Here is a 13,558-nt window from a genome sequence, read left to right as displayed (position 1 = left end):
TGAATGGAAAGAGTCGGCATGGAAGAAATAGAAACGATCACCGCTCCGGGCGGCATGTTCGCGGTCAGGGTCGAAGCCTGGGAAGCGCGCAATACCCAATGGGTGTATGTGCCAACGCTCCTCGAAGCGCATACTCAGGTTGTCATCTTCGCGTTCGCCGACCCTCGTTGGTCCATGGACCACGTCACTTGGCACAGCGATGCGGTCGTGCATCTCGTGCTTCGCAAGTTTCCAGGCGACCATCGTCCTGCTGCGCTGGAGGTTGTGGTCGACTGCGCCAGGCGTACGGCGGTCGTGGGGGCCGGCACCGCATGCATGCTCGCCGAGATCGAACAGGCTCTGGAGGCTGCATTCGAGAAGAAGCCAAGTGGGCCCTGAGGATCAATCGGCCAGCCATTTGTTCTTCATCGAGGTCAGCAACGCTTCTTTGGCCAGCCCTTCGATGACCATCCCTGCGCACCGATATCTATCGCCCCGATAATCCCGCTCAATAATCAAGCAAGTCGATAGTTTGAATCGCTCCAGATTGTTTTTTCTCAACCTGCCTTTGCATCACCCTTGGCTCCACAAGCGAAACCCGGAGCCACCACCATGGGCACGACCCTTCTCCACTCACTCAAGCAAGGCGCCTACCTGGCGATCCTAGGCTACACCCTGCTCGTCCTCGTCGCGTTGGCCGCCAATACCCAGGGGCTGGCATCGTGAGCGCCGGGTCATTCTGGGTGATTGCGTTCTTCGTGTTCATCAACAACGGCTGCTCGCTGCTGGGCTGCGGAGATCGTTCGGTAGGCGCCGTGGCACGGGGCATCGAATCTCGCACGGAAATCGCCAACGCCATCACGCTACAGCGGGCGCAGAAAGCCAATGCCGGTGGCCGGCCACCAGACGATGGGCAGGAGCCCTCGACGATCTTCCTGACGCTTCGTGCCTGACGCTCACTCGCCCGCCGCCACGCGCTCCAGCCGATAGCCGTATCCGTAGATGGTCAGCAATTGCCAACCGCGCTCGGCACTCAACCCGAGCTTGTTGCGCAGGCGATAGATATGCGTATCCAGTGGCCGTGAGGAGAGCACTTCTTCGTGGGGCCAGAAACGCTCGTAGAGGTACTCACGCGACAATGGGCGGCCCAGGTTGGCGAACAGGCAGCGGGCCAGGCGGTACTCCCGTTCGGTCAGGTTGATCGGTGCGCCGGCGCGGGTCACGGTCAGCTCGGCATCATCGAAACGCAGATCGTTGAAGGTCTGTACTTCATTTTGCGCCGGACGTGTCGGCGCATGGCGGCGCAGCACGGCCCCCACCCGTGCTTTCAGTTCGTTCGGCCGGAACGGCTTGCTGACGTAGTCGTCGGCCCCGCAGTTCAGCGCCTGCACGATGTCCTGCTCGGTGTCACGGCTGGTCAGCATGATCACCGGCGGCGGTGCGTCGAGGTGCTCGCGGCTCCAGCGCAGTACTTGCAGGCCGCTCACATCTGGCAACTGCCAGTCGAGCACCAAGAGGTCGAAGGTTTCCCGCTTCAGTTGCCTGAGCAGGTCCTCGCCACGCATGAAGCGATGCACGACCCAGGCTTGTTCGCCGTGCGCGGGTATCTGCTGCAGGGTGTGCTCGACCCGATCCAGTTCGGCCGGCTCATCGTCCAGTATCGCGATACGCATGAAAAAACTTGTCCTGTTCCAATGGGCCAGCGCCCTGTTTTCGCTCCATGAACGGTGGATCACGAATCTGAAGAATTGTGGCGGATCAGGCGGGTCGCAACCAGCCCTTGATAGCCTGATCTCAAATCGCCATCGGGCCAGATACAGCACCGGCCTGACCGTTCAAGGAGCAACAGCCATGGGTTCTCGGCCAATTCGTCAACGTATGCGTGACATCAACCTGCGAGCCCTCGCCGCGGTTTCCTGCATGGCCTTGCTCCTGGGCATCGGCTCGAGCAGCCATACGCAGGCGCCCGCCTTGGCGTCGGTGGTCGGCCAAGGCACTGCCAGCCCCGCCTTCGCCGCCCCGCTGGGTCTCGACACGCGCCCCCATGTGCGTGGCGACCTATGGGAAGTCAGCGGCGCTGTCAGCGTGCAGGATGACCCGCGCTGGGTATTTTGAATCGGCCGAATCTGAAATATCAGCGAAAGAATCTGAAGAAATATGGCAAATCCCCCAGCAGCTGAAGCCCGCTTGGTAGATTGCCAACCGTTGAGCAGGACGAGGGGCAAATGGACGGCCCCGACACACGGATGTGTAAACCTACTTCACCAACGGGACGAGGCAACTCGAACCCGGGTCAGGGCCGATAAAGGATGATCGCCCCAGGCAACCGAGCCGCTTCCTCCCTGGGCCGGCTCCGACACAAGGACGTGTCATCTCCTCTTCCCCTCCCGAGCCATTCCAACCACTGATGACGCGTTGCGCGTTTCACCTCTGGATCTGACAAGGACCTCATCATGAAAGCATACGGAGCCGAGTTCTTCGGCACTTTCTGGCTGGTACTGGGCGGTTGTGGCAGTGCCGTGCTCGCCGCCGGTGTACCGGAACTGGGTATCGGCTACCTCGGCGTCGCCCTGGCCTTCGGCCTCAGCGTACTGACCATGGCCTATGCCATCGGCTCGATCTCCGGCGCGCACCTGAACCCAGCCGTGTCCATCGGCCTGTGGGTCGGCGGACGCTTCCCCGCCAGCCAACTGCTGCCCTACATCGTCGCCCAGGTGCTCGGCGGCCTCGCCGCCGGGGGCGTGCTGTACCTGATCGCCAGCGGCAAGGCCGGCTTCGACCTGGCTGCCGGCTTCGCCTCCAACGGCTACGGCGAGCACTCCCCAGGTGGTTATGCGCTGCAGGCGGCGCTGATCAGCGAGGTAGTACTGACTGCACTGTTCCTGCTGGTCATCCTTGGCGCCACCTCCAAGCGTGCGCCCCAGGGCTTTGCACCGATCGCCATCGGCCTGACCCTGACTCTGATCCACCTGATCAGCATCCCGGTCACCAACACCTCGGTGAACCCGGCACGCAGCACCGCGGTGGCGCTGTACGTCGGTGACTGGGCCATCGCCCAGCTGTGGCTGTTCTGGGTCGCGCCGATCCTGGGGGCCGTGCTCGGTGCCCTGGCCTATCGCCTGGTCGGCGACAAGGACGATTGAGCCGATGCGCCTGGCACTGCGCCAGGCGCAATTGCCAGAGAAGGCTGAGGGCGCTTCGTGCGCCCGATGGTGCTGCAAGGATTGCGAAACCGGCGCTCGATCAGGCAGATTGCAACCTGACCGGATCGCCAGCGATACCTGACCCGCTGCCCAGTGAAGCCCATGACTGCCCTCCTCTTTGCTTCGAACCTTGTTTCCCTGCCGCTGCGCCCTGCCTGCCTCGCCCTGGCGTTCGGCGGCCTGCTGGCGCTGCTCGCCGGCCCTGCACCGGCCACCCCGGCCAAGACCGAACGGCCGCCGTACATCGAACTGGGCCAGGCGTGCCTGCCCCAGCCGCTGCCCGCGAGCGTGCTGTACCTTGCAGGCGATGCCTGGAAGGTCGACGCCAAAGGTAACCAGACCCCGCTCGAAGAAGGCATGGCCATCGACGAGCAGGAGGGCGTGAAAACCTCCCCTACCGCCTTCGTCAGCCTGCTGCTCGGCGATGGCAGCCGCATCGTCCTGCCATCGAGCTCGCACGTCACCCTGCACGTCGATGAACAGAAAGGAATCGCGCAAGTCGCCCTGCGCGCGGGTCAGGTCGAATCCTATGTCCTGAAAAGAATCAGCGACCACGACCGCTTCCAAGTGCTGACGCCGGTCGGCGTGCTGGGCGTGCGCGGTACCCATTTCCGCGCACGCATCGAAGACCGACAGGCCTTGGCCGAAGTCCTCGACGGGCGCGTCGCGGTCAACCGCGACTTGACCAACGACGACCTGCCGGTCGCCGGCAAGCGCCCGCCCCGCAAGCTGCCACAGGCCCGCGCAGAGCCCGACGACGTGCTGCTCGACGCCCGCCGTGGCTTGAAGATCAAGGCACAAGGCAAGCTGACCCCGGTCGACCTGCTGCCCGCCCCGCAGTTGCGCGGCCAAGGCGGCGAACACGGCCAGTCGCGCCAGTGGACGCTGTACCTGGCACCGGTCCAGGGCGCCAAGCGCTACCGCGCCCAGGTGGCCAGCGACCCGGACTTCCTGCATATCCAGCAGGAGCGCTTCTCGAGCACGCCGCAGGTCAGCTTCAGCGACCTCGAGGCTGCGTTCTACCATGTGCGCCTTTCGGCCTTCGACAGTGAGGGCCTGGAAGGCCAAACCAGCGTCTACGATATTCTCTACTACCCCCGGCGCAGCGATGCGCAATAAAGGATCGGAGCTGCGCCGATGAAACCGTTCGCCCGCCAGGACGAGCCCAGCCAGGCGCAGCGCCTGTTCCACAGCCTGGTACGCGAATGGTTGCTGGTCAGCCTGCTGCTGGTGCCGCTCACCGCACTGCTCTCGCTCGCCACCCACCTGTCGCTGAACAACCTGCTCTATGATCGCCTGCGCAGCCTCACACCGTTGGCGGTCGACCCCCGCATCCTCATCGTCAACATCGACGACCGCAGCCTGCAGAGCCTCGGCCGCTGGCCCTGGCCACGCAGCGTGCACGCCGAACTGCTGGACCGCCTGACCACCGCTGGCGCGCGCAGCGTGCTGTTCGATGTGATCTTCAGCGAACCTTCCAGCAACCCGGACGAGGACCGTCAACTGGCGCAATCGCTGTGCCGGGCAGGCAACGTGCTGCTGCCGCTGCTGCGCGAAAGCATCCCGCGTCATGGCGAGCCGCCGCGGGAAATACCGCCCACCCAGACACTGACGCAGTGCGCGGCGGGTATCGGTCATATCAATGTCGAAGCCGACAGCGATGGCACCCTGCGCAGCGTCTACCTGCGCGAAGGGCCGCTTGGGGCGCCGCGCCCCCTGCTCGCCTGGCAGGCCTTCGCCGGCAACCACGAAGCCGGCATGCCGGGGCTGGACACCATGCGCAACCTGCCCGGCTGGCAACGCGACCACGCCATCCGTATTCCCTTCATCGACGCCGACGCGGGCTTTCCCAGCGTGTCATACGTCAGTGTGTTGCGCGGCGAGGTGCCCAACGAACTGCTGCGCGACCGCCTGGTGCTGATCGGTGCCTCCGCGCCGGGGCTCGGCGACCGCTACGTCACCCCGCTCTCAGCCAGCCTGGGCACCACGCCAGGCGTGGAGATCCAGGCGAACATCCTCAACGGCCTCCTGCAACAGCGCACCAGCATCGACCTGCCACCCTGGCTGGGCGCCCTGCTCAGCGCCGCTGGCGTCGCCCTGCTCCTGGGCCTGATGCTGTTCCGCTCGCGCCATGCGCTGGCCCTGGCCTTGGCCTGCGCGGCGCTCGCCCTGGGGGGCTCTTGGGCCTTGCTGCTCAATGGGTGGTGGTGGTCGCCGCTGGCCACCTGGGTCGGCCTGCTGCTGGCCTACCTGGTCTGGAGCTGGCGCCGGCTGAACGCAGTGGTCGGCTATTTCGGCTGGGAGCTGGCGCGCCTGGACCAAGAGCCCAAGGTACTTCCCGAGCGGGCCGCCCCGCCGATGCCGGGCAACGACCCGCTGCAAAACCGCATCGCCGCCTTGGAACAGGCGATCAGCCGCACCCGCGACGCCCGCCGGTTCATGGCCGACGGCCTGGAAGGCCTGCCGGTGGCGACGCTGATCTGCGACCCAGAAGGCCAGATCCTGCTGGCCAACCGCAAGGCGCGCGAGCTGTTCGGGCAGCCACTGCGCGGCGATGAACTGCGCGAACGCCTGGCCGATCTCGGCCACCCGAGCCTCGCGGGCGGTGCGCGCCCGGCCCTGGAAACCCTGGAAGCGGTCGAATTCCATGACCACCGCGAGCGCGACCTGCAGGTCCACCTGGCACGCCTGCTGCCGGTGCACAGCGAAACCGCCATTGGTTGGTTGGTCAGCCTGATCGACCTGAGCGCCGAACGTGACGCCGAACGCCAGCGCGCCGCCCTGCTGCGTTTTCTCTCCCACGACCTGCGCGCACCCCACTCGGCGATCCTCGCCCTGCTCGATGTCCATCCCGCCAGGGACCAGAACGAGCTGCAGGTCTACCGGCAGATCGCGCAGCAGGTCCAGCGTGCCTTGGGCTTGACCGACGCCTTCGTGCAACTGTCCAAGGCCGAGTCCGACGCCTACCACTTCGAACCGTGCATGTTCACCATGCTGGCGATGGATGCCACCGACCAGCTCTGGCCGCTGGCGCAGCACAAACACATCGACCTGCAGCGCGACTGGGACGATACACAGGAGCCGATGGTCTGGGCCGACCCCGGCCTGCTCACCCGGGCACTGTTCAACCTGCTGGAAAACGCCGTCAAATACAGCCCGGCAGGCACACGCATCACCCTGGCTATCCATTTGCAAGGTGACTGGCTGGCCTGCCGGATCACCGACCAGGGCAAAGGTATCGCGGCGCAGGAGCTGCCGTGCCTGTTCGCCCCCTACCAGCGCTTGACGTCAGCCGAGGGCAGCAACGGCCTCGGCTTGGGCCTGGCGATGGTGAAGACCGTGGTCGACCGCCATGGCGGCGAGATCGGCTGCCAGAGCCAGGTCGGCCAGGGCACGACGTTCGTCATTCGCCTGCCCCTGCTACAGGGTGAGCACTGAATCGCGACACCTGCGGACAAGGCCGTTCCGGCGCCTTGCAGCGCAAACCGCCGGTCACGCCGGCCTCAGGCCATGCTCGGCTTCTCGCTCGCCTCCAGAACCGGGCCCTCTACCCAGATCAGGTCGCCGATCTCATCGTTGTGCAGGATCACCACCTGCTGCGTCCTCAGGCGCTGGTAGGTTTCAGAGGTGACACGGAAGCTCTTCATCAGGGTCCGCTCGCCAACGTTCGACACGCGCGTGCGCCGGTCGAAGCGCCGAGCGCGTATTTCGTTGTATTTGGCCCAGGCGAACAGCGCCAACCCGATCAATACGGCGCACAGCGTATAGACCATCAGGGTGCCGAAGGTATGTACCATTTGTTCCGTCAGGTCCTGCTGCGCGCCACTGCGCGATGCTTCAACCATGGCCTTCAGGCCACGCACCAGCAGGTAGGTGAATGCCGCCCAGGCCGCCAGGGTGAGCAGCAGGTCGATCGCCCGGTGCAGCCAATGCTGCGAAGTCTTGATCAGCGTCATGCAGTAGGGTTCCTTTTGATTCCACGGTCCGGGCTGGTCCAGCGTGCGCGCTGCTGGCGCACCTTGAGCATGACCTTGGGGAAGCTGACCAAGGTGGTCATGAGGGTCACCAGCCAGAAGGCGAAGGGGTACCAGATGACCCAGAACAGGTTCCTACCCAGGCGTTTTTCGTAACGTCGCTCGATCAGCAGGCTCAAGGCGAACTGCAGCAGGCAGACCACCGCCAGCAGCATGCCGGTGAAGGCTGGCGGTACGATGCCGGCCACGCGCAATTCTGGCGGCAGCTCGACCAGGTAGCCGACGCCCCACAGCAGGAGCGTCAGGGCGAAGGTGAAGGCCCAGGTCGCCGACAGGCAGAACTCGATCAGCAGCGGCCACATGTAGCGCAGGCGCCAGCGCCAGATCGTCCGGATGTTCTTGAGCAGCACCTCGGCACCGCCCTGGGCCCAGCGCAAACGCTGCTTCCACAGCCCACGCAGCGTCTCGGGCATGAGGATCCAGCACAGCGCACGCGGCTCGTAGAAGATCGACCAATGATCGAGCTGCAGCTTCCAGCTGATGTCGATGTCCTCGGTGATCATGTCCGGGCTCCAGAAGCCGACCCGATCGAGCGCGCTGCGGCGGAACGCCGCGACCACGCCGGAAACGGTGAAGACCCGGCCGTAGACGCGCTGGGTGCGCTTGATCAGCCCGATGATCGAGGAAAACTCGCCGACCTGGACGCGCCCGACCAACGTCGAGCGCGTGCGGATGCGGGGGTTGCCGGTGACCGCCCCGACACGCGGGTTGTCGATCAGCGGCGCCACCAGGTAGGAGACGGCGTCAGGGTCGAGCAGCGCATCGCCGTCGATGCACACCAGGTATTCGCTGTGCGCCGCCAAGGCGCCCATACGCAGCGCCACCGCCTTGCCCTGATTCTGCGCCAGGTGCAGCACCCGCAGGCGCGGATGCTGCGCGGCCAGGGCGTCGAGCACCTCGCGGGTGTCGTCCCTGGAGCCATCGTTGATGACGATCACCTCTATATGTTCATAGCGCTGCGCCAAGGCCGCGCCGATGGTCTCCCGCGCGTTCGGGCCTTCGTTGTAGCAAGGGATGAGAATGCTCACCAGCGGGTTGCCACTGAGCGCAGGCACGCCCTGGCGCCACGGCCAATGGCGCTCCCAGTGCAGCCAGAAATAGGTGCCGCCGGCCATCCACAACGCCGACATGAACAGCGGGTAGAAAAATACGAAGTTAAGTAACAGTTCACCGGTGACGACCAGCGCCATTCCAACGGGGGCGCCCAGTATCACCACCAGGATCAGCAGGGCTACGATTCGATCGGTCATAGTTTCGGATACCAGGAAGAGGAGAAGGCAGCACGTGTGGTTTCAAGGCCGGGCTGGTCGTTGAAGAAGTCGTCCGGGTAGTAGCCGTAGTGGCGCACGCCGTTCCAGCGCAGGCGCTTCGCCCACTCGGCCAGTTGCCGTGCCTCGATCGGTGCCTCATGGCCCGGGCGCCAGTCACGCGCTTGCAGTTCGAATACACTGCGCTCCAGCGCACCCGGGCGCTTGGCCACCTGCTGCACCAACCGGTCAAGCCAGGCGTTCGATGCTTCCAGCGTCTCCCCTTCCATCAGCGGCATGGCCATCGGCGCCGTCCAGTCGTAGGTGGCAAGGAAGTCGTCGAGGTTCTGCGCGAACCAGGTTTCGGCCTGCGGGTCGAGAATCGGCTGGGCGAAGATGTTGCGCGCCGTCAGCACCTGTGGCCCACGGATCGCTCGGACCTTGGCCGTCAGCTCGCGGGTCAGGTCGATCAGGTAGCGGCTCTTGTAGCGTGTCCAGCGCTGCAGGGTCTGTTCGTCGCCGCGCAATGCGTGCAGGTCGCCCGGCAGGCCGGCCTGGCGGTAGGCCGCCAGGGCGCCGGGGCTGGCGTCCTCGAAGTCCGACAACACTGCATCGTCATGGAACAGGAGGCCCTGGAAGCTGGCGTGCTTGGCCAGGTCTTCGTAGATCTCGCCGATCTGCTGGCGCACCCGCGGATCGAACGGCGACAAACGCCGGTATTGATCCGGGGCGACCGCCACGCTGCCGGTCTGCGGGTCCCAGGCTTGCACCCGCGGCAAGGCGTCGTCCAGTTCGAAGGCCAGGACCGGCATCCATGCATAGACGCTGGCACCTGCCCGGGTGCGCAGTTGCCAGGCGACACGGTTGAACAGGTCCGCCCGCATCGGCAGGTGCCGGTTGGGGAAGTACAGGGCGTGGATATTACCGTCGCCCTTCGGGTCGGCGAAGGCCTGCAGGAACACGGTATTGACGCCCAGGTCGGCGATCCGCTGCACCAGTGTGCCGACATTGGCGTCGGTGCGCGCCGGATCAGGGTCGTAGACATAGTCCAGGTCGACATGGGCAACGCGCAGCGGGCCTTGCTCCTGCACGCTGTTGATGTCGGCGGCGAAGGTGCGCATCTCCGGGTCGCCGTTGACCAGGTAGCGCGGCACGCTCATCAGGTCGTCCACGCTACCAAGGCCGTCGTCGAGCGTCAGCGCCAGGCCATAGCCATGCTCGCCCACGATCTGCAGGGTAGTGCCGCCGGCGGCACCGTAGGGCCAGACCCACACGCGCGGGGCCTTGCCAGTGATGGCCTTGAGCGTGGCGCTGATGGCAGCGACGTCCGTGTCCAGGCGCTGGTGTAGCTCGGCGTCGGTCTCGTAGCGCTGCTCCTTGGCCAGGTACAGGCGGTTGGCCACCGCCGGAAGCGTATTGCCCTGGGGGTTGGCCAACAGGCCAAGGTGCGACGCGTAGGTGTGTGCGCCGATCTCCACCAGGTTCGACTGCGCCAGCTCACGCACCTGCTCCACCGTCAGGAAACGCTCGCGCGGGGTGGGCAAGCCGCCAAAGTCCACCGCCTGGTTCGGCGCAGTCTTGAGCCAGACACCCACCGGCGCCATGACTGCCGGCCATCCATAGGCCTTGAGTATCGGCAGCACGCGGCTATGGAAACTGCTGTAGCCGTCATCGAAGCTGAGCAACAGCGGCTTGTCCGGTAGCGGCGCGCGGCCTTCACGGGCGGCGATGATCTGATCGACGGAGACGGCCTGGAAACCTTGCTCGCGCAGCCATGCCAACTGGTCGACCAGGTGAGCGGTACGGGTGGTGATGTAGGCCTGGTTGCCGTCGATGTCATCCACATCGTGGTAGGCCAGGGTCAACAGTCGACCGGACGGCCAAGGCGACTCGCTGATGGCCACCGGGCGCTCCTTGGGTGCAACGAAGGGCGGCGCTTCGGCTGCGCAGCCGGTCAACAGCACGGCCAGGCAGAGAATGCGAAACAAGACATTCATGTCCAAGATCCTCAGAAGCGGTAGTTGATGTCGAGCATCAGGCGGTAGTCCATTTCGCGATCGCCGTCGTAGGGGCGGCTCATGGCCGTGAGGTTCACGCCGCCATCGAAGCGGTCGTCGAACTTCAGGCGCTGCCCATAGCCGACCAGGGCGATCGGCTCGGTGCCGTGACCCTGCTGGCTGTAGGTGCCGACGCCGACCTGCGCCTGCTGGCTCCAGACGGTCTGGTAATGCCGATAGAGGATGTGGTCGATATCCAGGGTCGGCAGCACGCTGAGGTCGCGCTTGGGGTTGTAGTACGGAACGTCGTCCGACTTGCTGTTGTGGCTGGCGCCCACTTCCAGGCCGATATCGGCTTTCAGATAGGGCTGGTTGTAGACCTGCTGCCGGCCGGTCAGTACCAGGGCTATGCGCTGGTTGCCGTCGCTGAAGCGCTGTGGGGTGAAGGCGAGCCTCGCCTCGCGGGTCTCATCCTGACGCCAGGCCAGCCAGGCACTGCCGGCGTTGGAGCGGATGCCACTGTTGAGCGCGCGCAAAGGGGTTTCGCGCGACAGGTATTCGGCACTCCAGCCGTACTGCCAGTGATCGTCGATCTCGTGGCTGCCGGAAAGGCGCGCGCCAGGCTTGTCGCCATCGCCATAGGCGTTGTGCGAGAGCTCGCCTTCGACCGTGTTGCCACGGTCACGCCACTCCAGCCCCGCGCGCTGGTAGCGGTAATGGCCGGTGCCCTCGAGAAAGTCACCGGTGGCGTAGCCGACACCAGCGAAGACGCGCCAGTTGTCGTCCATCGGCGGACTGTAGAGTACGCTGTCGATGCCGAAGTCGCGGTTGCCGACCGCGTCGCCGCCACCGTTGCTGCGCCCGGCATAGGCGCTCACCTGCAGCTCGAACATGTGGTGCACCTTGCGCAGCTTGTCCAGGCGCTGCGCTGGCAGTTGTTCGGGGAAACGCTGGATGACGTCATCGGCCAGCAGGTCGGCCTGTCGCCACTCCTGAAGCGCCAAGGCGGTAAGCCCCTGCTGCACCTCCAGCGCGGCTTCTCGCGGGCCGAGGGATTCGGCGCTCTTGAGCACATCCTCGGCCCGGCGCGGCCAACCACGCGCCAAGTAGACACTGGCCAGCCCGGTATTGAGCCTGCCATTCGCCGGCGCCGCATGGGCCAGCGCCTCGAACGCCTGCTGTGCCTGCTCCAGCTGGTCACGGTACAGGTAGGCATTGGCCTGCATCACCTTCGCGTCCAGGCGGTCCGGGTTGGGCACGCCGACGGCGGCGCCCTGCGGGTAGGTCAGCACCGGCTGCTGCGCGACCAACTGTTCGGTCATCGGCTGGATAGGCTCGAGCTGCTCGCTTTCCACCAGGGCATAGAACAACCCTTGGTTGTCTTCCGTCCATTCCAGGTCCTTCGGCGACTCGCCGGTCAGTACCTTGCGGTACAGCTCAGCCGCAGCGGCGGGCTGACGCAGGTACAGGTAGGCGCCGGCGACCCAGCGTTCGGCGTAGGCCGGCAGCTCGACCTGCGCCTGGCGCAGTTGCTGGTGTTCCTGCACCACCTGTTGCATCCGCATGCGTGCGTACAACGCGCCCAGGCGGTCGATGCGCACGCGGTTGCGCTCCTGCTCGGCGCCCGGCAGCGCCTTCCATGCTTCCAGCAATGCGTCCGAGCGCGCGATGGCGCGATCGGCGATCACGAACCGATCGGCCTCGCGACGTACCGGGAGCTGGGCAAAGCGCACCTGGCGCGCCAAGGCATCGGCTTGCAGGCGTCGGCTTTGGGCGTCGTCGACCAGCCCAGGCTGCGCCATGGCCTCGCGCAGCGCCGCCTCGGGCAGGTTGGCCCCCTCCAGGCCACGCATGTACTCACTGCGTACATACCCCTTGTCCGGGGCCAGGCTGTTCGCCTTGTCCAGCTCGGACAGCGCCGCATAGGGCTGGCCCGCACGGGTATGGGCGTAAGCCAGGGCAATGTGCGCGTCGGCCTCCCCAGGCAGCGCGCGCACCAGCGCCTGCGCGCGGCGCAGGGCCTGATCATGCTGCCCGGCATCGGCCAGGGTCATCACCTGCCCCACCCGCAAGGCACTGTGTCGTGGCGCCTGGGCCAATCCTTGGCGGTACACCGCCAAGGCCTCGTTCCAGCGTTTCAGGTTACGGTAGGCGCGGGCCACAAGGGCCTGCGAGTCGACGCTCAACATGCCCTTGCCCCGGTTGGCCTCGTAGACCTGCACCACTTCCTGATCGCGCCCGGCCCAGCTGGCGATGGCGACATGGTCATTGAGATAGCGCGGCGTCCCCGGCTGGCGCGCCAGGTAATCCAGGGCCGGCGCATGATCGCCGGCCCGTGCTTTGATCACCAGGGCGTCATAGCCGTCCTGTGCCTGGGCCCAGGGGGTGCACAACAGCAACCCGGCGACCCAGGTAGCGCACGCACCACCTGAAAGGGCCCGGGAACGTGCCTGCCAGAAAGCCGGCACAGTTGGAACATCATCAAGGCTTCGCATAAGAAATGTTCGGGTCAACGTAAAGATGAAGACCCCTGCGGCAAGGCCGGCCGGGTCGGATATCAAGGCGTGAATCGCAGGCAAGCGCCGCCGTCGATCACGCGCGGGCGTGTCGGCGTGAACGCTGCCTTTGTTTCAGGGCTTGGTCTTCAGCTTGCCCATGCTGGCCGGCATCGGCCCGTCGACGGGCGCAACGCAGCGCCCGCACCGGTCAAGACACCAGGCGAACGTTGGTGGCAGCAGCGTCTTGCGCTGCGCGAGGCATACAAGGAGGGAGTTGCGATAGCAGCGACGGCGGCAAGGCGGCTCGATGTCGTGCCACCATGGCTTGATATCAGTCCAGTGGACACCGCAATGCGAGGAGTGGAGTTCGGCATACTGATAAATCCCTGTCAGTCAAATAAACGATCCTGTCGGCAGAAGCCGGGTGACTATACCTGCAAGGTCAATTTTCCGCCACAAAAACGAACAAATAATATACAACCAATGAAAAAGTCATTGTATTGACACTTCTTGTGTCCCTAGCACCTCCTGCCGGCGGTCTCGGCCTGACATGCATCCGCAGATAGCGGGTGTTTATTCGCGATTATTTCTCATTTACAC

12 protein-coding genes are annotated in these 13,558 nt (G+C 65.3%); 7 read left to right on the top strand and 5 right to left on the bottom strand.

Annotated features, from left to right (window positions below; translation table 11 throughout):
* The first annotated feature begins 18 nt into the window (after window positions 1–18).
* Entirely contained in the window at window positions 19–378 is a 360-nt protein-coding gene (locus AC1MHZ_RS20905; RefSeq protein ID WP_368828887.1) for a hypothetical protein, read from the top strand.
* 323 nt (window positions 379–701) lie between these two features.
* Window positions 702–932, top strand: coding sequence for a hypothetical protein (locus AC1MHZ_RS20900; protein WP_084858051.1), 231 nt, complete (start codon window positions 702–704; stop codon window positions 930–932).
* A gap of 3 nt (window positions 933–935) precedes the next feature.
* Here AC1MHZ_RS20900 and AC1MHZ_RS20895 read toward each other — a convergent pair whose 3' ends face one another.
* Entirely contained in the window at window positions 936–1,652 is a 717-nt protein-coding gene (locus AC1MHZ_RS20895) for a response regulator transcription factor (protein ID WP_084858052.1), read from the bottom strand.
* A 178-nt stretch (window positions 1,653–1,830) separates the two neighbouring features.
* On the opposite strand from AC1MHZ_RS20895, the gene AC1MHZ_RS20890 reads away from it, so the two are divergent.
* From AC1MHZ_RS20890 to AC1MHZ_RS20875, 4 genes are all read left to right on the top strand, one after another.
* Window positions 1,831–2,094, top strand: a complete 264-nt coding sequence (locus AC1MHZ_RS20890) for a hypothetical protein (protein ID WP_324814382.1) — start codon at window positions 1,831–1,833, stop codon at window positions 2,092–2,094.
* Window positions 2,095–2,432: 338 nt separating this feature from the next.
* Entirely contained in the window at window positions 2,433–3,122 is a 690-nt protein-coding gene (aqpZ, locus tag AC1MHZ_RS20885; RefSeq protein ID WP_482966870.1) for an aquaporin Z, read from the top strand.
* A gap of 162 nt (window positions 3,123–3,284) precedes the next feature.
* Complete coding sequence (locus AC1MHZ_RS20880) at window positions 3,285–4,301, top strand: FecR family protein (RefSeq protein ID WP_482966869.1); 1,017 nt, start codon at window positions 3,285–3,287, stop codon at window positions 4,299–4,301.
* An 18-nt stretch (window positions 4,302–4,319) separates the two neighbouring features.
* Window positions 4,320–6,620 (top strand): CHASE2 domain-containing protein, encoded by a 2,301-nt coding sequence (locus AC1MHZ_RS20875; RefSeq protein WP_482966868.1) that lies wholly within the window; start codon window positions 4,320–4,322, stop codon window positions 6,618–6,620.
* 65 nt (window positions 6,621–6,685) lie between these two features.
* On the opposite strand, the gene pgaD is transcribed toward AC1MHZ_RS20875, so the two are convergent.
* Genes pgaD through pgaA form a run of 4 tightly spaced genes read right to left on the bottom strand, consistent with a single transcriptional unit; the run spans window position 6,686 to window position 12,928 of the window.
* On the bottom strand, window positions 6,686–7,138 hold the full coding sequence (gene pgaD / locus AC1MHZ_RS20870; protein ID WP_084858057.1) for a poly-beta-1,6-N-acetyl-D-glucosamine biosynthesis protein PgaD: 453 nt from the start codon (window positions 7,136–7,138) through the stop codon (window positions 6,686–6,688).
* The gene (pgaC, locus tag AC1MHZ_RS20865; protein ID WP_482966867.1) at window positions 7,135–8,466 is read right to left on the bottom strand and encodes a poly-beta-1,6-N-acetyl-D-glucosamine synthase; all 1,332 of its coding nucleotides are present in this window, start codon (window positions 8,464–8,466) and stop codon (window positions 7,135–7,137) included. Before pgaC ends, pgaD begins: the two co-directional genes overlap by 4 nt.
* Complete coding sequence (gene pgaB / locus AC1MHZ_RS20860) at window positions 8,463–10,460, bottom strand: poly-beta-1,6-N-acetyl-D-glucosamine N-deacetylase PgaB (protein WP_324814367.1); 1,998 nt, start codon at window positions 10,458–10,460, stop codon at window positions 8,463–8,465. Before pgaB ends, pgaC begins: the two co-directional genes overlap by 4 nt.
* Window positions 10,461–10,471: 11 nt before the next feature.
* Window positions 10,472–12,928 carry a poly-beta-1,6 N-acetyl-D-glucosamine export porin PgaA gene (gene pgaA, locus AC1MHZ_RS20855; protein ID WP_482966866.1) on the bottom strand — a complete coding sequence of 819 codons (2,457 nt, stop codon included), beginning with the start codon at window positions 12,926–12,928 and terminating at the stop codon, window positions 10,472–10,474.
* Between the two features lie 96 nt (window positions 12,929–13,024).
* Here pgaA and AC1MHZ_RS20850 point away from each other — a divergent pair, with 96 nt between their 5' ends.
* Window positions 13,025–13,462, top strand: a complete 438-nt coding sequence (locus AC1MHZ_RS20850; protein WP_482966865.1) for a hypothetical protein — start codon at window positions 13,025–13,027, stop codon at window positions 13,460–13,462.
* Window positions 13,463–13,558: the final 96 nt, after the last annotated feature.

The organism is Pseudomonas sp. FA-1 (assembly GCF_056856075.1).
Note: the sequence above shows the minus strand (reverse complement) of the source record. Positions and strands in the feature narration are given on the sequence as shown.

Bases quoted from the DNA above. Each gene is read 5' to 3' on its own strand.
- AC1MHZ_RS20905 (WP_368828887.1), top strand. From the start codon at position 19: ATGGAAGAAATAGAAACGATCACCGCTCCGGGCGGCATGTTCGCGGTC.
- AC1MHZ_RS20895 (WP_084858052.1), bottom strand. From the start codon at position 1,652: ATGCGTATCGCGATACTGGACGATGAGCCGGCCGAACTGGATCGGGTC.
- AC1MHZ_RS20890 (WP_324814382.1), top strand. From the start codon at position 1,831: ATGGGTTCTCGGCCAATTCGTCAACGTATGCGTGACATCAACCTGCGA.
- aqpZ (WP_482966870.1), top strand. From the start codon at position 2,433: ATGAAAGCATACGGAGCCGAGTTCTTCGGCACTTTCTGGCTGGTACTG.
- AC1MHZ_RS20880 (WP_482966869.1), top strand. From the start codon at position 3,285: ATGACTGCCCTCCTCTTTGCTTCGAACCTTGTTTCCCTGCCGCTGCGC.
- AC1MHZ_RS20875 (WP_482966868.1), top strand. From the start codon at position 4,320: ATGAAACCGTTCGCCCGCCAGGACGAGCCCAGCCAGGCGCAGCGCCTG.
- pgaD (WP_084858057.1), bottom strand. From the start codon at position 7,138: ATGACGCTGATCAAGACTTCGCAGCATTGGCTGCACCGGGCGATCGAC.
- pgaC (WP_482966867.1), bottom strand. From the start codon at position 8,466: ATGACCGATCGAATCGTAGCCCTGCTGATCCTGGTGGTGATACTGGGC.
- pgaB (WP_324814367.1), bottom strand. From the start codon at position 10,460: ATGAATGTCTTGTTTCGCATTCTCTGCCTGGCCGTGCTGTTGACCGGC.